Here is an 18329-nt window from a genome sequence, read left to right on the forward strand (position 1 = left end):
CATCAATACCACTGAATATTACTCTGAGTCTGGCTTCTCTGTTCCCATTTCAAGTCTTGCAGGATACTTGCATTGGCACGGATGGTAAAGTTATAGTATTTCCAGCGTCCGAAAGGTGATATGGCAGCCGTCATGCTGAAACAGTGCAGGTCACGTGTGATGTTGAAAGCGGTCTGCGTTATCTCCTTCGCATTGAAGTCATAACCGGAATTGAAGCTGACAGCCCATTTATTGGTAAGCTTGACGTTACCGTTTATATTAAGGGAATTCAGGCTGAATTTGTACGGATAGCGCATGTTCTTACGATTAATGGGCTTACTGGTGTCTTCCGTAATATTGAAACCGGTACTGAAGTTGATAGACCAAGGCATCTTGAATACCTGATAGCCGTCAGCATCGGCAGCAGCCTTTTCCTTCTTCTTCTTCGGAGTGCCGTCCTCGGTAGTTTCCCCCTCCATGTCACCGTCTTCCTCCGTCGAGGCATTCTGGTCTTGGCCCTGCTCCTCGTCATCCTTCTGACCGGTGAAGAAGTTCCTTATTTTCTTCCACGAATCATTGTTCACGGTCCAACTGAACGACGTACCATATCCCGACCAACGACCGAAACGGCCATACGACCATTCCGTACGGTTACCGGGCACCACCCTTCCGTTCTCATCAAACTCGTAAGCATAAGTGGCAAAGGTAGAGCTCATACTCAACGTATAACTCTTGCTCAACTTCAGACGGAGATTAAAGCTCAAGTCACTCCAAGGACGCACCTGGGCAGCCGTGTTGTAACTGATACCCATACTCAAATCGTCAATCAGGCTCACCTTGCGGATAGAGTCATTCTTATCCTTGAACTTCATTTCAAGGTTATTGGAGATATTGAAACTGATAAGCCCCTGCTTTCCTCCACTTGGCGGACTGAACACCTGACCGGCATAATAGGAATACTGCACGGTATCGCGAATGCCGTTCTGGTCTTTTATATAAGAGTCATAATAGCCAAAACGGGACGAAGTGAAATCGGGTGCAGCGCTGAAACTGATGGAGGGAGTGATGACGTGACGTATCTGTATCTCCTTCTTCTTCATAAACAATGGCTTGTACATACCATAAACTTTGGTATTGATACCCAGACTGGCACTGTAGTCGTATACACGGTGAAAACCGTAGGTCGTATCATTCACCTCCTTGCCTTGCTCATCGTCCCAGTCCTTCTTCACCTTGCGGGTGTACCAACGCTCCGTATAGTTTACGGTAGGCGTCACATTGAAGTACTTGAACAAAGTAAACGTGGCACTTACCGGAATCTCATGCTGCATACCGTTCTCCCAATCGCGTATCAGGTTCTTCTTGAACAACAGATTGTCCTTCGTCTTGATACTGTTCTTCACACGGCCAGTATAGCGAACGGAAATCTTCTCATACCACTTTTCATCTCCCACTGCATGTTTACGCTTGAAAGGGAAAATGGTACTCAAGGAAATGGTCATGTCCGGTAAAGTCACCGCGATAGAGGAGTTGCGCATGGTCTGGGCAATATTACCTGAAGCGGAGATGCTCAGATGCTGGTCGGGAAAGTTACGCGAATAGCTGACACTGGAAGTCTTGGTATTCTGCGACATTGCCTGGGAGTTGTACATATTGCCGATATTGGTACGCTCATAACTACTGGTAGCAAAGTTCACACTGGCAGAAAAGGTAGAATTCGGACTCGCTTTCGGGTCCTGCCGGTGAGACCACACCACCTTGAAGTCTTTGGCAACCGAGTAGTCGGGCAAGCCTTTGTCACCGGTCTTGGTCACCTGATAGCTTGCCTGCAGCAAACCGGAATATTTGTAACGCTTCACATAGTTCGACTCCATATTCAGCGCCCAAGAACCTTTCGTGAAGATATCCGCCCGCAGCTTCAAGTCCATTTGGTCACTGATGGCGAAGTAATATCCACCGTCCGTCAGACCGAAGCCACGATTGGAGTCATCCATATAGGTAGGCATCAGAAAACCGGACTGGTAACTGCTAGAAAACGGGAAAAAGAAAAATGGAACGGCAAGCGGAAGCGGCACATCCTCTACTACCAGATAGGCAGGTCCCGTCACCACGTTCTTTTTCGGACGTACCTTGGCATAAGTCATCTGCATATAAAAATGGGGGTGGTCATGATGGTCACAAGTCGTGTAACGACCGCTCCTCATATAGAGTTCATCATTATTCCCTTTCTTGGCATTATTACCGGTCACGTATCCCTCGCCCTGCTGGCTGACAACATTGCTGATAAGACCTCTTTTACTCTTGAAGTTATAACGGATAGTATCGGTTTCGTAGGAGGTGTCCCCGTCTTTGAAGACCGGTCTTCCCTTGGCTGTTCCTACAGAATCGACCACGCCACGGGCAAAAACCGTACTGTTGTCCATATCCATAGAGATGACATCAGCCTCCAGGTCAGCACCCGGATAACTCACCTTTCCCTGGCCGTAAAGATGGGCAAAGCCACTCTGCGTAAATACAATGGAGTCATTGGCTTCGTAGGCTACGGGAGCATCCAATGCATCCTTCTTGGGAGGCGCAGCCGCTACCGTATCTTGTTGCAACGAATCGGCAGGAAGCCCCTTTCCCCCTTGCAGGGAGTCTCCCATCTGCAAACTATCCCCTACCTGCAACGTGTCTGTCCGCTGAATATTCGGAGGCGCGACCTTCGCTCTACGGCGCTGAGAAGCAGCCCCACCGGAGAGAAGAAGCAAGACGAATAGTAGTATGAATGATATGAATGTATTTGCTTTCAATGGCGTCATTAACTAATAGTTTACGCTTGGAGGGGCAAAAGTACATAATTTATACGGATAATCTCCCTTTTTAAAGAAATTTAGATTGCTACAAGAACTGTTCGCACCAATTATCAAAGCGCCGTACCCCTTCTTCACCATAACGTTCCAAACTTTTTCGGGCTTTTTCTACACTTTTCTCCTTTTCCAAATGAGTTTTTGAATAAAACTTATCGGCAAAACAGATAGCTTGTTCTTCCAAGCTGACCGGAACCATTTCACGATGCGGTACGGGCAAATCCTGCGCAATGATTCCCTCCAATGAAAGTCCGGCACCCGTATGGCGTTCACAAACCAAAGCATGGCGGGGATAGCCTTCGCCGCGTATCAGGTCGGCTCCCAAATAACCGTGACAGATATAAGGCTTGTCGCCAAAACAATGGATACCTGCCGCATCTGTAAGAAAAATGCCTATATCGTGCAGCATGGCAGCCTCGTACAGAAAATCCTTATCCAATGAAAGTTCCGGATGGCGGTCGGCAATCCATAACGACTTGTCGGCTACGGAACGGCTGTGCGTCAACAGTATATGCCGCAACTCATTCTCTTCCGGATAATATTTGTTAATGATATCTATCGGATTCATTTTAAGTTATGAGTTATGAGTTATAAATTATGGGTTATGAATGTCAATCGCCCTAAATTTATACATGCAGATTTCATTACGCATATCACAACTGCGTCTGTCTGTACGGAATATCTTTTCCAGATGATACGTCTGTTCCAGCTGTCCCAACATATTCTCCTCCTCCTTTACGGGAACCAATAAATAGCCCTCCCCGCTGGACGGACGTTCCTTTTCAATGTGCCGCATGCGGTCTTTCAGATAGAAGTTAACACCATAGAAACTCATTTTCGAGTAAGAATAGACCACACCTTCCGGAACATACGTATTGACCCTTTCAGCCAAATGTTTATCTGATTTCACAGCCAGCACCGTGGGCTGATAAACCGAATCCAATGATACGAAAAGGCAGAGCATACATCCTGCTATGCCATATAATAATGACCGGCTATCCGCACGCTTTATCACCATGCGTAATGTGCAGACAGCGGCTACTACGGGAAGCGCTACCAGGAGCCACTTGGGAACAGACAAAGCCACATCCTCCAACGCATGCATAAAGGCTACATTCTCAGCGGCATGGCGTCCGCTTCCAAAAACGCTGTCGGGAACCAGGCCGAGACGAACTACGACAAAAACAAGCGTAAGCAACAAGCCCAAAGAAGCAAAGATGATTGCACAAATCCTGAAAACTCGTGCCCCCTTTTGTACCAAAGCCAACAGATACTCAGCTATCAGCACTGCCATAAACGGATAGATGGGAAGCAGATAAACGCTCCGCTTACTCTTGGGGATGCAGTAGAAGACAAAGATTATCAGAATGACCAGCCACGTGAACAATTGTACCGGAGACTGGTTGCGGAAAGCAGTCCAGCCCTTCTTCAACCGCAACAGCAGGGTCTCCCCTTCCGGCAGACAACGCATGTTTTTCCACTTCAAGCCAAACAAGGAAATTACCAGAACCAACGTCCAGGGAATCCATCCCCAAATCAAAGTCAGGAAATTATACCATATAGGATTTTCATGGGACTCGTAGGACATTTTGCCCATAAACCGCCCGGTATTCTCCTCCAGAACCAAATCGAGGAACGGTTGTCCACCTTGTCTGTAAGCTACGTATACCCAAGCTAAATAAGGAACAAAAGAAAGCAAGCCGATACCTACCAACGAGAAAAACGCTTTCCAGAAAGAACGTCCGCGCAACAACTGATACACACCGATACACGCGCAAGGGAATATGGAGCCTACCGGCCCTTTGGTCAACGTGGCACATCCCATCAGCAACACCGCAAGCCAGGGCACTCCGCGGCATCCCTTCTCATCCCAGCGGAACAGCAGACAAAGGGAAATAACGATAAAGGCAACCTGAACCATATCGACCCGACAAGCGACAGCCGCCCGATGCACCTCGAAAGAAGACAAAAGAAGAATAGAGGCCAGAAACGCCGTTTGAACGTTTTTACGTTTTGCCACAAAGGCAAAGAACATTAACTGCATGGCTAAAAAAGCCAATGCAGACGGGAAACGGGCAGAAAACTCCGTCACCTCTCCAAAAAGGGAAGAGACGGCGGCTATTGACCAGTAGAAGAAAGGGGGTTTATAAGCAATATCAGTACCATAGTTCACCGGAAGTATCCAGTTTCCACTTTCCAGCATAGAAAGGGCAACAATCGCCTCCCGCGGTTCCCCCTTGGAATAAAAAATGGTTTCTCCCAGAAAGGGAACAACCACAAGCACACTCAGCAGCGCAATAAACCAGAACGCCTTCTTTCTGTCCGACATACCTTATTTGTTTTTTATGTTTTCTGGACGCAAAGATAGCGCAAACCGAAAGCAGATGCAAATTTATTTGCAATTTGCTGAGATGCAGCTTAATTTCGCAAAGCAAAATTACAAATAATTCTGAAACAATGCCTAACTTTGCCGCCCCAATGATAATGGCAACAGAGAGTAGATATTTAATGTTAAGATGAAGCGGCTGAAACAACTACCGGAATTTGTACGCTTCGTAATGGTGGGCATCTTTGCGACAGCTCTGCACTACGGATTGTATTTTGTATTACAACGGGTTATCAATGTAAACATAGCCTATACACTGGGATATGCTCTCAGCTTCATCGCCAATTTCTATCTGACTGCTTACTTTACCTTCGGCCGAAAGCCCTCATGGAGAAAAGCCTTCGGATTTGGAGGAGCACACTTATGCAGCTATCTGCTACACATGGGGTTGCTGAACCTCTCTCTCTGGATGGGCATCCCCAAACCTCTGGCCCCCATTCCGGTTTTCGCCATCGCCATTCCGGTCAACTTCTTACTCGTACGTTTCGTTTTCAAAAGAAAAGAGTGATAATTTGTTTTTCTCCCGATTTCTTACGAATATTGCAAAAAGATTTGTTCTATGATGGAAAACTCTCCCATACTCGCCGTTGTCGTACCTTGCTACAAAGAAGAGGCAGTGCTGCATGAAACCCATAAACGATTGAGCCAATTATTCGACCGGCTGATACAAGCCCGGCAAATTTCCCCGGAAAGCTATATATTATATGTAAACGACGGAAGCACCGACCAGACATGGGCTATCATCAAAGAACTGCACCAAAATACGGCCTATGCCTGCGGACTGAACCTGGCAGGAAACGTAGGACACCAGAATGCCCTGCTGGCAGGACTCAATGCAGTAAAAGACCGTTGCGAGATAGCCATTTCCATTGATGCAGACTTGCAAGATGACATCCAGGTGATTCCGGACATGATAAACAGCTATAAAGCGGGCAATGACATCGTTTATGGCGTACGTAAAGAACGGAAGACCGACACTTTCTTCAAACGCAACACCGCTTTGGTCTTTTATCGGCTGATGAAGGCAATGGGGGTAAAATCCGTCTACAACCATGCCGACTACCGCCTGATGAGCCAGCGGGCTGTACAACACCTATGCCGCTTCCGCGAGCGCAACCTTTTTCTTCGGGGGCTGGTTCCCCTCATCGGCTACCAGACGGACTGCGTGTATTACAACCGTGAAAAACGCTTTGCCGGAGAATCAAAGTACCCTTTCCGGAAGATGCTCAACTTTGCCATTGACGGCATCACTTCTTTTTCCGTCAAACCGGTCCGTATGATTTTTTGGATAGGCTGCATCTTTATTCTTGTGGCACTATGTGTCACCGGATGGACACTTCACTCCTACACACAGCATAACACCGTTCCCGGATGGTCATCACTGATGATTTCCGTCTGGTTGGTAGGAGGCGTGATACTTGTGTCCTTGGGAATTGTGGGCGAATACATCGGCAAAATATACATTGAAGTGAAAGACCGACCGCGCTACAATGAAGAAGAGCTTCTGATGCCATCCGACAAAACAGAATAAAAGAAGCCCATCATCATTCTACACAAAAGTTTAAAAAAGGAAAAACACTTATCACGCTATCACACTATAATAAAGGTATAGGGAACAGTATGTGTCTTTCTTGCCGACAAGTTGGCAAGATTTTGCCACCCTATTGGCAAGACTTTGCCACCGCGTTGGCAAAAGTTTGCCAAAAGCATGGCAATGGGTTGGCAAAATGACTCTCTGGCAAACAACGAGTTAACATAACTACCAAAATCGTATCGTCACATCAGTTTATATCAAAAAACACAAAATCGCTTGCGAAAGCGACATAAATGCCGTATCTTAGTACACGTGCAAGCAAACCATTTTGCTTACACATGATAAAAATCTGCTTATGGGAACATTAGGCTGCATAAATGACATGCTACAAAGGGATAAAGAGAACCGTGCTCTCCGCAAGTTGAGCAGAGGACGGATGCGGGAGCACTACAAATACCTTGTAAAAAGGAAAGGTCCTGAGAGAGCCGATGTAACCATTGAGGAAATAGAAGAAATCCGAAGAAATACTACTGAAAAGGAATTATCAGATAAAGAACATCTATTCAGGGCAAAGACGATTCTTGCAGCATGTGCTTTAGTCTTGCTTTTATTGGGAGTACTTTGTTATAAATTGTTCTTATAAGCAGGTCTGAAACCGATTGACAAGAAATCTACCCGGTTAAATTCATCAGCCATTGGCTGGCGATTGAAAGCAGATTCCCATGCTTCATAAAAAATTCGCATACTTTTTATATTCGAAGCAGAGAATCAACAACTTGGTTTCCTAAACCAATAAATTAGAAATGAAAAAATTATCTTTGCAAACACAATAAATACATTGAAAGACTTTCTGTTAGAACATGGAACATCTAAAAGCATACATTTTAGCACTTAAAAACATGAATACAGATTTTACAATTAGAATTGCCCAACAGTCTGATGCCCTTGAACTTGTGAGTTTGTTTCAAGAGACAGTCCTCCATATAAACAAGCGTGACTATTCAGAAGCAGAAGTGGCAGATTGGGCATCGTGTGGAAACGACCTCTCCCGCATAAAAGACATGATTAAGACACATTATTTTATTGTGGCAACCAATCAACAGTCACAGATTGTCGGCTTTTCATCCATTACCCACCAAGGATATTTGCATTCTATGTTTATTCATAAAGATTTTCAAGGTAAAGGCATTGCTACCATACTTCTAAATGAGATAGAACGGTATGCAACCGCAAGAGGAATCATGCGAATTACATCAGAAGTAAGCCTGACAGCCCGTCCATTCTTTGAGAAAAGAGGCTATATAGTAGAAGTGGAACAGAAACGCAAAGCCAACCAACTTTATCTCACCAATTTTTGGATGGCGAAAAGGCTGGCTGAATGAAATCGTATAACGGACGTATTCCTGCTTGTGGTGTCTTTTGTGGTGGTTGTCCCATATACACAAGAGAAAAAAGTCCCTGCAAAGGAGCAGAACAGAATGGTTCTCGCTGTGAAAAATGTAAAACATTCCATTTATGTTGCTTGGAAAAAAGAATAACACATTGTTTCCAGTGTTCTGATTTCCCATGTACTAAATTCAAAAGATTTACCAAACGTTGGCTAAAATACGGACAAAACTTCATTGAAAACCAAAAGCTTTTAAAAAACGTAGGTGAAGTTAAATTTTTAAAGTATTATAATAAGAGAATCCACAACCAACTTACCAACAATGACAAAAAATCAGGAATAAAATAATAATTTTGTACCTTTCGAAAAACATGTGTTGTAAATGACAGATTTTAATTCATACATGGGCAATATAGACACTGACTTTTTTAGGGAACTGTGTTTAAGAAACGGAGAACTACGGTATTATAAAAGAAATGAATTTATCCTCCGAGAGGGAGAAGTCGGTTCTTTCTTCGGGTTTATTGTATCCGGTGTAATCAAATATACCTGCATCAACCAAACTGAAAACAAAACATATAATGTAGGTTTTTCTTTTGCCAATGAATTTATCTCTGATTATCCCAATTGTTTATACGACATAAAATCTGAATTGAATATACAAGCAATAACCCCATGTAGAATCTACATCTGTTCTTCCGAATTACTTCTACAAGAATTTGAAGAGAACAAAGAAAATCAACGAATAGCCCGCATTGCAGCCGAACAATTATTTTTTCAGTCGTATTCACGTTACTTGGATTTGTTCAGATTTACATCGGAAGAACGCTATCTCCAACTTCTTAAAAAATGTCCAGAAATCCTACAAATGGTACCCCTAAAAGAAATTGCGTCTTACTTGAAAATAACCCCTATTCACATGAGCCGCATCAGACACAAACAGAGTTTTGACAGCAAAGAATAAACATAGGTTTAGAAATTCAATCATTTAACAATATTCCAAGACAATATTGATTCTGTCAGGAAGTTCTCTTTTATTTTTGCCCTATCCTTTGGCTGATTCAGCGAAAGGCAGGAATGAAAGGAGTTAAACATAGAGTCCTATATATGAGAACAAGAAAAGTATTTAGAATGCCACTTGATAAAATTCTTTGTTTATCAGCCAATGCTATATTAACCATTATTGCACTATGGAGTATTGCATCAGTCTTTTTCGAAAACGCCACAATTGATTCTATAATAGCCCGTTTCAGCGTGGCTTCTGCCTGCATGGCCAACCTATTTTCAAAACATCGCCTTATCCGGATAATATTCCTCATTATGGCATTTGTACTGATAATTGTTGCAACCGCCCTCTATGTCCATAAAGCAAATAAGATGTAAAATACTCAGCAGTTATTCCGTCTCATTTTTCCTTTTCTTCCACAGCTGATAACTATTGATTATATTCTGCCACAGCACATACGATCCCGGACCGACGGAAGATAACGGATTAAGATAAGTATATGCCATCCAGATGGCAAGCACCGTATTCTTTTGCCCCAGCGCCTGCCCTCCACTGATGCGCTCACCATAATGACCGCCGATTCTCTTTCCCAAATAGAATTGTATACAGCAGGTTATCAGTCCCGCCAGGGCTATCAGCAGTTCAACAAATACCGGTGCATCACTATTGACCAATGAACGTACCGTCTGCCCTGAGACAATGGCAAGAGCTACCGCCCACAAATAGAAGGCTGCATCATGGAAACCCAACAGAAAATGATGCACCTTCGGCACAAACGCACGCAGAAACCATGCCAGCAAGAAAGGACAAAGCAGCAATGGAAAGACTTTACTCAGAATTTTCAGGAATGCAACAAAAAAAGTAATGTCAGCATGAGGCTCCACCAACGGGAAAACCAAAGGAACAGCCACAGCTGCCAGAAGATTGGACAACAACGTATAGGTCGTCAGGCTGGATGCGCTTCCACCCAGTTTACCGGTAATGACAGCCGCAGCGGTTGCAGTGGGACAAATGAGGCAGACCATTGCACCTTCAAACACTTCCCGGTAGACCTCCTCCATAGGGCAACACACCAACAATACCGCAACAATCAAGCAAGAAACCGTCTGGAACAGCAGTAACCATCCATGCCACGATTTGGGTTTCAGTTCATGCACCTCCACCTTGCAGAAAGTGAGCAGAAGTTGGGAAAAAATCAAAAGCGGAGTCAGGAAAGCCACTAACCCATTCACATAAGGTTTGGCAGGCTCCACAAAAGGAATGTCTGCAAAAAAGAAATATCCCAAAGTACCGGCAAGCATTGCCAAAGGCAACGTCCAGTTCTTTATAAAACGAACCAGCATACTTGATTTGCTATTTTAATTATCTGCCGCAAAGTTACGCATATTATCAATACATTGAGCCACTAATTACTCAAACACAGACATTAATTACACTAAAAATGAGAAGAAGAACAATAAAACTGAACATAATCCATTAGTTTTCTATAAATTTCCACTACATTTGCCAAGCGAAAAGGAAGCATTGTCTTTGCTACAATTATATGAAACTATACAGACGATACATATTATATATAAGTATATGCTTAGGGCTGCTTATCTCCCCCTTTTGCAGTGGCAGCGCTGAAGCGAAAGACTTTGTTGTCGTTATAGACCCCGGACACGGTGGACACGACCCGGGTGCAGTGGGAAAAATTTCCAAAGAGAAGAATATCAACCTGAATGTAGCACTCAAACTTGGCAAACAAATCAAGAAGAACTGCCCTGATGTAAAAGTTATCTATACGCGGGACCGGGACATATTCATCCCCCTGGACCGGCGCGCTGAAATTGCCAATAACGCCAAAGCTGATTTGTTCATCTCCATACATACCAATGCCCTGGCCAAAAACCGGACGGCCAAAGGAGCCTCCACCTGGACACTGGGTCTGGCAAAATCGGATGCCAATCTGGAAGTAGCCAAGCGCGAAAATGCCGTTATCCTCTACGAAAGCGACTACAAGACGCGGTATGCCGGCTTCAATCCCAACTCGGCAGAGTCCTACATCATCTTCGAATTCATGCAAGACAAATACATGTCACAGAGTGTGCACCTCGCCTCCCTCGTACAAAAGCATTTCCGCCAAACCTGCAAACGTACAGATCGGGGCGTGCACCAGGCAGGTTTTCTGGTATTGAAGGCCAGTGCCATGCCAAGCATACTGGTGGAACTCGGATTCATCTCCACACCGGAAGAGGAACGGTACCTGAACACTGAAGCAGGAACCACCTCACTTGCCAACGGTATCTTCCGCGCTTTCCTCACCTATAAGCGCGAGCAGGAAATCCGGTTGAACGGAAGCAGCAATACCATTCTTCCGGAGGATGTACCCGAGCCCGTTCAAGAAGAAGGCAACGCAGCTACAGCGACACCGGAAAAGAAAAATGCACCTCAAGCGGAGAGTAACCAAGCTGCCCAACGCCCGCAAAGGTCAGAAAATGCAGCCGTTTCCCAAACAGAACAGAGCGGCATCGTGTTTAAGATACAGATACTCACTTCTTCACGTCCTCTGGCCAAGAATGACAAAAGACTGAAAGGACTGAAAGACGTGGATTATTATAAAGAAGGCGGAATCTACAAATATACGTACGGCGCATCACCCGATTACAACAAGGTGCTGCGCAGCAAACGTAGCATTACGGACAAATTCAAGGACGCATTCATCATTGCGTTCAAGAATGGAGAAAAGATAAACGTCAACACAGCCATCAGCGAATTTAAAAAGAACAGAAATAAATAACAAAAGATACATCATGAAGTATATTACAAAAGAAGTTAGAATAGGAATAGCAGGCATAGCTGCACTTTGCATATTGGTATACGGCATCAACTACCTGAAAGGGATAAATATGTTCAAGCCCTCCAGCTATTTCTACGTGAAATTCCAGAATGTCAATGGGCTGACAAAATCCAGCCCGGTCTTTGCCGACGGCTTCCGCGTGGGTATTGTCCGCGACTTGTACTACGACTATACCCAACCGGGCAAAGTCGTTGCCGAAATAGATGTTGACCCAGAGCTGCGCATTCCCAAAGGAAGTACGGCAGAACTGGCAGCCGAAATGCTTGGCGGCGTAAAGATGAACCTGCTGCTTGCCAATAACCCACGGGAGAAATACCAGATTGGAGACACAATCCCCGGCGTGCTGAACAACGGAATGATGGAAAAAGTTGCCACCATGATGCCGCAAGTAGAGAAGATGCTGCCCAAGCTGGATTCCATCCTCGCATCCTTAAATGTCATACTAGCCGACCCCGCCATCCCTGCAACCTTGCATAACGTACAAGATTTAACAGCAAGTATGGCCGTCACAAGCCGCCAGTTGCAAACTCTAATGAAGGATGATATTCCACAACTGACCGGCAAGCTCAATACCATTGGAGACAACTTTGCACTCATTTCCAACAACTTAAAGGAGATAGATTATGCTGCCGCCATGCAAAAGGTAGACGCAACTTTGAACAATGTAAAAATGATTACAGACAAATTGAACCAGAAAGACAATACCGTCGGACTTTTGCTAAACGACCCTTCTCTATATAATAATCTGAACGCCACCACTGCCAACGCAGCAAGTTTATTGGAAGACTTGAAATCGCATCCGAAACGATACGTCCATTTCTCCCTATTCGGCAAGAAAGATAAGTAAAAGATGGACGTTATATAGATTTTGTCTAAATAATAAGTCTATAAAGGAATTAAAAGGAAAGCCCTCATTTGCTCTATACAAGGAGCGAAAAAGGGCTTTTTCCTGCTCTGGGCACAGAAAGAAAACAAGAGACGCAAAGCTACATAAACCACTATATGACAAAGTATTAGATAAATGCAACACACCTTATATAAGGAGTATACTCATAGTAACCGATAAGTAGCTGAAAGTAAAGAGCTTATTACTTTCCCTAAAAACGCAAGAAAAAAAGGATTTGTTTTTCTCGAATAAGATTGCCAATTTTGCAATCGTAGAAGTTATGCTTAATTAATAAATGTATTTATAGCCGTTATGAGTGAAATAGATCATGTCGGGCTGTGGAACCGCTGTCTTGAAATCATCAGAGACAATGTTCCGGAGCAGACATACAAAACATGGTTTCTTCCCATCATACCTTTAAAATATGAAGACAAAACGCTGGTCGTACAAGTGCCCAGCCAGTTCTTCTATGAGTTTTTGGAGGACAAATTTGTTGATTTGTTGCGCAAGACTCTCTATAAGGTCATTGGTGAGGGAACTAAATTGATGTATAACGTAATGGTGGACAAGAGCTCGCGGAAAACCGTCGACCTGGAGTCTACACAGCGTACCATCATACCGCAAAAACAAGTGATGGACAAAAGGATTCCGCAGATTCCCGTCCCCGAACTTGACCCGCACCTTAATCCAGAATACAACTTTGAAACCTTCATCGAAGGTTACAGCAACAAGCTGTCGCGCAGCGTTGCAGAAGCTGTCGCTCTCAATCCGGCTAAAACAATCTTCAATCCGCTGTTCCTATACGGAGCATCAGGTGTAGGCAAAACCCATCTTGCCAATGCTATCGGAACCAAAATCAAGGAACTATACCCGGAGAAAAGGGTATTGTATGTATCTGCACACCTATTCCAAGTGCAATACACCGATTCCGTACGTAACAATACGACTAACGACTTCATCAACTTCTACCAGACCATTGATATTCTAATCATTGATGATATTCAGGAATTTGCCGGCGTGACCAAAACGCAGAATACATTCTTCCATATCTTCAACCATCTGCATCAGAACGGCAAGCAGCTCATCCTCACTTCCGACCGTGCACCGGTATTGCTGCAGGGCATGGAAGAGCGTCTGATTACACGTTTTAAATGGGGAATGGTGGCTGAGCTGGAGAAACCTACCGTAGAACTCCGCAAGAACATTCTGCGCAACAAGATACACCGTGACGGCCTGCAGTTCCCCCAGGAAGTGATTGACTATATTGCAGAGAACGTGGGCGACAGTGTACGTGACCTGGAGGGCATCGTCATTTCCATTATGGCGCATTCCACCATATACAATAAAGAAATAGACCTGGAACTGACGCAACGTATCGTCCGCAAGGTAGTGAACAGCGAAAGCAAGGCAGTGACTGTCGATGAAATCATCAACACCGTATGCAAGCACTTCGGATTGGAAACTGCCACCATCCACACAAAATCCAGAAAGCGGGAAGTGGTGCAAGCACGACAAATAGCCATGTATTTAGCCAAAAACCATACAGACTTCTCTACTGCAAAAATCGGTGCGCTAATTGGACATAAAGACCATGCCACCGTATTGCATGCATGTAAAACCATCAAAGAACTGAAAGAGGTGGACAAATCATTCCGTGCGGAAATCGACGAGATTCAAGCCGCACTGAAAAAAGGATAAGAATAAAGGATAAGGGATTAAATGCAGCTAAGTATGCATTAGCTTAACCCCTTATCCCTAATCCTTAATTTTCAAAATCCCTGCTTTTTCATTATCTTCCAAAGATTCTCCGACATTGCCTCACTGTCTTTCTTCGTATAACGCACATCTGTAAAGACCTGCGCCAGCGTTTCCTTATTGTTCTCCAAGATGAACTGCTTGTTCTCAGGAAGCGATTCTTTATAGGCATACAACCGGTCAATGTCCTGAGGAGTATAATCATGATAAACCTCTTCGTGTACAATGGCCTCCAGCGGCAAACGGTCCACTTGTTCCGGCTGTTCGGCAGGCCATCCCACTGTGACTGTCGTGATGGGAAACACCAATTCCGGCAACTCCAACGCTTCGACAATCATCTGAGGGTTGTAAGTGGTAGTTCCCAGATAGCAAATGCCCAACCCCTTCTCCTCGGCAGCCACACAAAAAGTCTGTGCCACTAGCAAGGTATCGACAGCCCCCGTCACAAACCACTCAAAGTTGTTGTATCCCGGCTCAGCCTTACGTTGCTCACACCACTTGCTGAAGCGGCGCAAATCTATGCAGAAAGTAAGCACTACCGGCGCCGTCCGAACCATCGGCTGATTGAAATGTGCAGGCGCCAGTTTGGCTTTACGCTCTGCATCACGCGTCACAATCACACTATAAACCTGCATGTTCCCGACTGTAGAAGCCCGGAAAGAGGTTTCAAGCAAATCATTTAACAAATCAGCAGAAATATCCTTCTGCTGGTATTTTCGGATTGTTCTCCTTTGTTTCAAGCTTTCCATTCTTTCTTTTTTTGCAAAGATAATGTAATCCACGAACAATTCATTCAAGAGTTCACACTTTTTTTATCATCATATATCCGGAATAAAATACATCTTTTCAACAAGAAATGAACAATTATTATCTCTACGAGCAGATAAAAGTAACCTTATGTTCGACTAAACCGAGAACCTTTCAGCCCAACAAGTTGTTAATAAATTCCATTTTGGAAAACTTATTCGTTTACTCAAATCATTAAAACATTATAAACCAATAAATTAATAGCAATCAATAGAAAACTATATATCGGTTAATAAAAACATTCATTTTAATTTTGCCAAGTTGAAAAACATTCATAGCTTTGCAAATACATTTGTTAACGATAAGTACAACTTCTACAACTTTACTTATTTGTAACTAATCCTAAGAGATACAACATTGTGGAAAAGAAAAATTATTCTTATGACGAAGCCTACGGAGAATCTTTAAAATACTTCCAAGGCGACGAGTTGGCTGCCAGAGTTTGGGTAAACAAATATGCAGTCAAAGATTCTTTCGGAAATATTTACGAAAAGTCTCCGGAAGACATGCATTGGCGGATAGCCAATGAGGTAGCCCGCATTGAGGCCAAGTACCCCAATCCATTAAGTTCAGAGGAACTTTTCGGCTTGCTCGACCACTTCAAGTACATTGTTCCGCAAGGAAGCCCGATGACCGGAATCGGGAACAACTATCAGGTAGCCTCTCTGTCCAACTGCTTTGTTATCGGTGTGGACGGCGAAGCGGATTCTTATGGTGCCATCTTCAAGATAGACGAAGAACAAGTACAGCTGATGAAACGCCGTGGCGGCGTGGGACACGACTTATCCCATATCCGTCCGAAAGGTTCACCGGTAAAGAACTCGGCACTGACCTCCACCGGCTTGGTTCCCTTCATGGAACGCTATTCAAACTCTACACGCGAAGTAGCTCAAGATGGACGCCGCGGCGCACTGATGCTCAGCGTATCCATCAAACACCCCGACTCGGAAGCCTTCATCGATGCCAAGATGACTGAGGGCAAAGTGACCGGAGCCAACGTTTCCGTAAAACTGACCGACGACTTCATGCAGGCCGCCATCGAAGGCAAACCATATACACAGCAATATCCGATTGACGCCACAGAGCCGGCATTTCAAAAAGACATTGACGCATCCGCATTATGGAAAAAGATTGTGCACAATGCATGGAAATCGGCAGAACCCGGTGTATTGTTCTGGGATACCATATTAAAGGAATCCGTGCCCGACTGCTATGCAGACCTGGGCTACCGTACCGTATCCACCAATCCATGCGGCGAAATTCCACTGTGCCCGTACGACTCCTGCCGTCTGCTCGCCATCAACCTTTACTCATACGTGGTCAATCCGTTCAAGCCGGACGCCTACTTTGACTTTGAGCTATTCAAGAAGCATGTAGCTTTGGCCCAACGCATCATGGACGATATCATCGACCTTGAACTGGAGAAGATAGAGCGCATCATGAGCAAGATAGATGCCGACCCCGAAAGTGAAGACGTGAAACATACAGAACGCGTTTTGTGGCAGAAGATTTACAAGAAAAGCGCCCAAGGCCGCCGTACCGGTGTAGGCATCACGGCAGAAGGCGACATGCTTGCCGCCCTGGGATTGCGTTATGGCACTGAAGAGGCAACCGAATTCTCGGAGCAAGTACACAAGACGGTGGCACTCAACGCCTATCGCTCCTCCATAGAAATGGCCAAAGAACGCGGCGCATTCGAGGTGTACGATACAGAACGCGAAAAGAACAACCCGTTCATCAACCGCCTGCGTGAAGCTGACCCGGAAATGTACGAGGAGATGAAGAAGTACGGACGCCGCAACATTGCCTGTCTGACCATCGCCCCGACCGGCACCACCAGCCTGATGACTCAAACCACCTCCGGTATCGAGCCCGTATTCCTGCCCGTGTACAAGCGCCGCCGCAAAGTGAATCCCAACGATACGAACGTCCATGTGGACTTCATCGACGAAACCGGAGATGCCTTTGAAGAATATATCGTGTTCCACCCCAAGTTCGTGACTTGGATGGAAGCACAAGGATACAACCCCGCCAAACGCTACACGCAGGAAGAAGTGGATGCCCTGGTAGAGAAATCACCTTATTATAAAGCAACCTCCAACGACGTGGACTGGCTGATGAAAGTCAAGATGCAGGGACGTATCCAAAAATGGGTGGATCACTCTATCAGCGTAACCATCAACCTGCCGAACGACGTAGACGAAGACCTCGTGAACCGTCTGTATGTAGAAGCATGGAAATCCGGCTGCAAGGGCTGTACGGTTTACCGCGACGGTTCGCGTTCCGGCGTGCTCATCTCTACCAAGAGTGACAAGAAGTCCGAACTTCCCCCGTGCAAACCGCCTACGGTCGTTGAAACACGTCCCAGAATATTGGATGCAGACGTTGTCCGCTTCCAGAACAACAAGGAGAAATGGGTGGCATTCGTCGGCTTGCTGGACAATCATCCCTACGAAATATTCACCGGTGTGCTGGATGATGATGAAGGCATCATCCTGCCGAAGAATGTGGTGTCGGGCCACATCATCAAGAATGTGGATGAGCACGGAAACAAGCGTTACGACTTCCAGTTCGAGAACAAGCGCGGATACAAAGTCACCATCGAGGGTCTGTCCGAGAAGTTCAACAAAGAGTATTGGAACTATGCCAAGCTGATTTCCGGTGTATTGCGCTACCGCATGCCTATCGAGCAGGTCATCAAGCTGGTAGGTTCACTGCAACTGGACAGCGAAAACATCAACACCTGGAAGAACGGTGTGGAACGCGCCCTGAAGAAATACATCCAGGACGGCACGGAAGCCAAAGGCAAGAAATGCCCCAACTGCGGTAACGAAACACTGGTTTACCAAGAAGGTTGCCTCATCTGCAAGACGTGCGGAGCTTCTCGCTGTGGATAATCCC

The 18329-nt window shown here is 45.1% G+C and carries 16 protein-coding genes; 11 read left to right on the forward strand and 5 right to left on the reverse strand.

All coding sequences use genetic code 11. From position 1 onward, the window contains the following. Nucleotides 1–2: 2 nt before the first annotated feature. The 3 genes from DWX62_RS20430 to DWX62_RS20440 all read right to left on the reverse strand — a co-directional run bounded on the left by DWX62_RS20430 (nucleotide 3) and on the right by DWX62_RS20440 (nucleotide 5157). Nucleotides 3–2780: a putative LPS assembly protein LptD gene (locus DWX62_RS20430; RefSeq protein ID WP_120137802.1), complete on the reverse strand. Its 2778-nt coding sequence runs from the start codon at nucleotides 2778–2780 to the stop codon at nucleotides 3–5. 79 nt (nucleotides 2781–2859) lie between these two features. Beyond that, nucleotides 2860–3396, reverse strand: coding sequence for an HD domain-containing protein (locus DWX62_RS20435; protein ID WP_005827246.1), 537 nt, complete (start codon nucleotides 3394–3396; stop codon nucleotides 2860–2862). 27 nt (nucleotides 3397–3423) lie between these two features. After that, complete coding sequence (locus tag DWX62_RS20440) at nucleotides 3424–5157, reverse strand: glycosyltransferase family 39 protein (RefSeq protein ID WP_117680594.1); 1734 nt, start codon at nucleotides 5155–5157, stop codon at nucleotides 3424–3426. 187 nt (nucleotides 5158–5344) lie between these two features. On the opposite strand from DWX62_RS20440, the gene DWX62_RS20445 reads away from it, so the two are divergent. The 7 genes from DWX62_RS20445 to DWX62_RS20475 all read left to right on the forward strand — a co-directional run bounded on the left by DWX62_RS20445 (nucleotide 5345) and on the right by DWX62_RS20475 (nucleotide 9518). After that, nucleotides 5345–5722: a GtrA family protein gene (locus tag DWX62_RS20445; RefSeq protein WP_005833184.1), complete on the forward strand. Its 378-nt coding sequence runs from the start codon at nucleotides 5345–5347 to the stop codon at nucleotides 5720–5722. Between the two features lie 51 nt (nucleotides 5723–5773). Next, the gene (locus DWX62_RS20450) at nucleotides 5774–6745 is read left to right on the forward strand and encodes a glycosyltransferase family 2 protein (RefSeq protein ID WP_120173125.1); all 972 of its coding nucleotides are present in this window, start codon (nucleotides 5774–5776) and stop codon (nucleotides 6743–6745) included. A gap of 358 nt (nucleotides 6746–7103) precedes the next feature. Further along, on the forward strand, nucleotides 7104–7391 hold the full coding sequence (locus DWX62_RS20455) for a hypothetical protein (protein WP_005827260.1): 288 nt from the start codon (nucleotides 7104–7106) through the stop codon (nucleotides 7389–7391). A 256-nt stretch (nucleotides 7392–7647) separates the two neighbouring features. After that, nucleotides 7648–8130: a GNAT family N-acetyltransferase gene (locus tag DWX62_RS20460; RefSeq protein WP_120173128.1), complete on the forward strand. Its 483-nt coding sequence runs from the start codon at nucleotides 7648–7650 to the stop codon at nucleotides 8128–8130. Beyond that, a complete protein-coding gene (locus DWX62_RS20465) occupies nucleotides 8127–8483 on the forward strand; it encodes a DUF3795 domain-containing protein (protein ID WP_005827267.1) in 357 nt (118 codons plus the stop codon). The genes DWX62_RS20460 and DWX62_RS20465 overlap by 4 nt, the downstream gene beginning before the upstream one ends. Before the next feature lie 34 nt (nucleotides 8484–8517). After that, nucleotides 8518–9099: a Crp/Fnr family transcriptional regulator gene (locus DWX62_RS20470; protein ID WP_005827269.1), complete on the forward strand. Its 582-nt coding sequence runs from the start codon at nucleotides 8518–8520 to the stop codon at nucleotides 9097–9099. Nucleotides 9100–9242: 143 nt separating this feature from the next. Further along, nucleotides 9243–9518 (forward strand): hypothetical protein, encoded by a 276-nt coding sequence (locus DWX62_RS20475; protein ID WP_005833197.1) that lies wholly within the window; start codon nucleotides 9243–9245, stop codon nucleotides 9516–9518. Between the two features lie 12 nt (nucleotides 9519–9530). Here DWX62_RS20475 and DWX62_RS20480 read toward each other — a convergent pair whose 3' ends face one another. Next, nucleotides 9531–10484: a transporter gene (locus tag DWX62_RS20480; protein WP_005827275.1), complete on the reverse strand. Its 954-nt coding sequence runs from the start codon at nucleotides 10482–10484 to the stop codon at nucleotides 9531–9533. Between the two features lie 200 nt (nucleotides 10485–10684). On the opposite strand from DWX62_RS20480, the gene DWX62_RS20485 reads away from it, so the two are divergent. The 3 genes from DWX62_RS20485 (at nucleotide 10685) to dnaA (ending at nucleotide 14564) form a co-directional block, all read left to right on the forward strand. Beyond that, nucleotides 10685–11920 (forward strand): N-acetylmuramoyl-L-alanine amidase, encoded by a 1236-nt coding sequence (locus DWX62_RS20485; RefSeq protein ID WP_005827280.1) that lies wholly within the window; start codon nucleotides 10685–10687, stop codon nucleotides 11918–11920. 13 nt (nucleotides 11921–11933) lie between these two features. Next, complete coding sequence (locus DWX62_RS20490) at nucleotides 11934–12827, forward strand: MlaD family protein (protein WP_005827282.1); 894 nt, start codon at nucleotides 11934–11936, stop codon at nucleotides 12825–12827. Between the two features lie 351 nt (nucleotides 12828–13178). Next, the gene (dnaA, locus tag DWX62_RS20495; protein WP_005827286.1) at nucleotides 13179–14564 is read left to right on the forward strand and encodes a chromosomal replication initiator protein DnaA; all 1386 of its coding nucleotides are present in this window, start codon (nucleotides 13179–13181) and stop codon (nucleotides 14562–14564) included. Between the two features lie 71 nt (nucleotides 14565–14635). Here dnaA and DWX62_RS20500 read toward each other — a convergent pair whose 3' ends face one another. Continuing rightward, nucleotides 14636–15370 (reverse strand): NADPH-dependent oxidoreductase, encoded by a 735-nt coding sequence (locus tag DWX62_RS20500; protein ID WP_044468986.1) that lies wholly within the window; start codon nucleotides 15368–15370, stop codon nucleotides 14636–14638. 417 nt (nucleotides 15371–15787) lie between these two features. Between DWX62_RS20500 and DWX62_RS20505 the strand changes: the two genes are divergently transcribed. Then, complete coding sequence (locus DWX62_RS20505) at nucleotides 15788–18325, forward strand: adenosylcobalamin-dependent ribonucleoside-diphosphate reductase (protein WP_005827290.1); 2538 nt, start codon at nucleotides 15788–15790, stop codon at nucleotides 18323–18325. Nucleotides 18326–18329 lie beyond the last annotated feature (4 nt).

It is taken from the genome of Bacteroides sp. AF20-13LB (genome assembly GCF_003603065.1).
Classification (GTDB): domain Bacteria; phylum Bacteroidota; class Bacteroidia; order Bacteroidales; family Bacteroidaceae; genus Bacteroides; species Bacteroides uniformis.

What these genes read in the sequence shown, in the direction of transcription:
- DWX62_RS20430 (WP_120137802.1), bottom strand. Translation starts at nt 2,780, where the DNA reads ATGACGCCATTGAAAGCAAATACATTCATATCATTCATACTACTATTC.
- DWX62_RS20435 (WP_005827246.1), bottom strand. Translation starts at nt 3,396, where the DNA reads ATGAATCCGATAGATATCATTAACAAATATTATCCGGAAGAGAATGAG.
- DWX62_RS20440 (WP_117680594.1), bottom strand. Translation starts at nt 5,157, where the DNA reads ATGTCGGACAGAAAGAAGGCGTTCTGGTTTATTGCGCTGCTGAGTGTG.
- DWX62_RS20445 (WP_005833184.1), top strand. Translation starts at nt 5,345, where the DNA reads ATGAAGCGGCTGAAACAACTACCGGAATTTGTACGCTTCGTAATGGTG.
- DWX62_RS20450 (WP_120173125.1), top strand. Translation starts at nt 5,774, where the DNA reads ATGATGGAAAACTCTCCCATACTCGCCGTTGTCGTACCTTGCTACAAA.
- DWX62_RS20455 (WP_005827260.1), top strand. Translation starts at nt 7,104, where the DNA reads ATGGGAACATTAGGCTGCATAAATGACATGCTACAAAGGGATAAAGAG.
- DWX62_RS20460 (WP_120173128.1), top strand. Translation starts at nt 7,648, where the DNA reads ATGAATACAGATTTTACAATTAGAATTGCCCAACAGTCTGATGCCCTT.
- DWX62_RS20465 (WP_005827267.1), top strand. Translation starts at nt 8,127, where the DNA reads ATGAAATCGTATAACGGACGTATTCCTGCTTGTGGTGTCTTTTGTGGT.
- DWX62_RS20470 (WP_005827269.1), top strand. Translation starts at nt 8,518, where the DNA reads ATGACAGATTTTAATTCATACATGGGCAATATAGACACTGACTTTTTT.
- DWX62_RS20475 (WP_005833197.1), top strand. Translation starts at nt 9,243, where the DNA reads ATGAGAACAAGAAAAGTATTTAGAATGCCACTTGATAAAATTCTTTGT.
- DWX62_RS20480 (WP_005827275.1), bottom strand. Translation starts at nt 10,484, where the DNA reads ATGCTGGTTCGTTTTATAAAGAACTGGACGTTGCCTTTGGCAATGCTT.
- DWX62_RS20485 (WP_005827280.1), top strand. Translation starts at nt 10,685, where the DNA reads ATGAAACTATACAGACGATACATATTATATATAAGTATATGCTTAGGG.
- DWX62_RS20490 (WP_005827282.1), top strand. Translation starts at nt 11,934, where the DNA reads ATGAAGTATATTACAAAAGAAGTTAGAATAGGAATAGCAGGCATAGCT.
- dnaA (WP_005827286.1), top strand. Translation starts at nt 13,179, where the DNA reads ATGAGTGAAATAGATCATGTCGGGCTGTGGAACCGCTGTCTTGAAATC.
- DWX62_RS20500 (WP_044468986.1), bottom strand. Translation starts at nt 15,370, where the DNA reads ATGGAAAGCTTGAAACAAAGGAGAACAATCCGAAAATACCAGCAGAAG.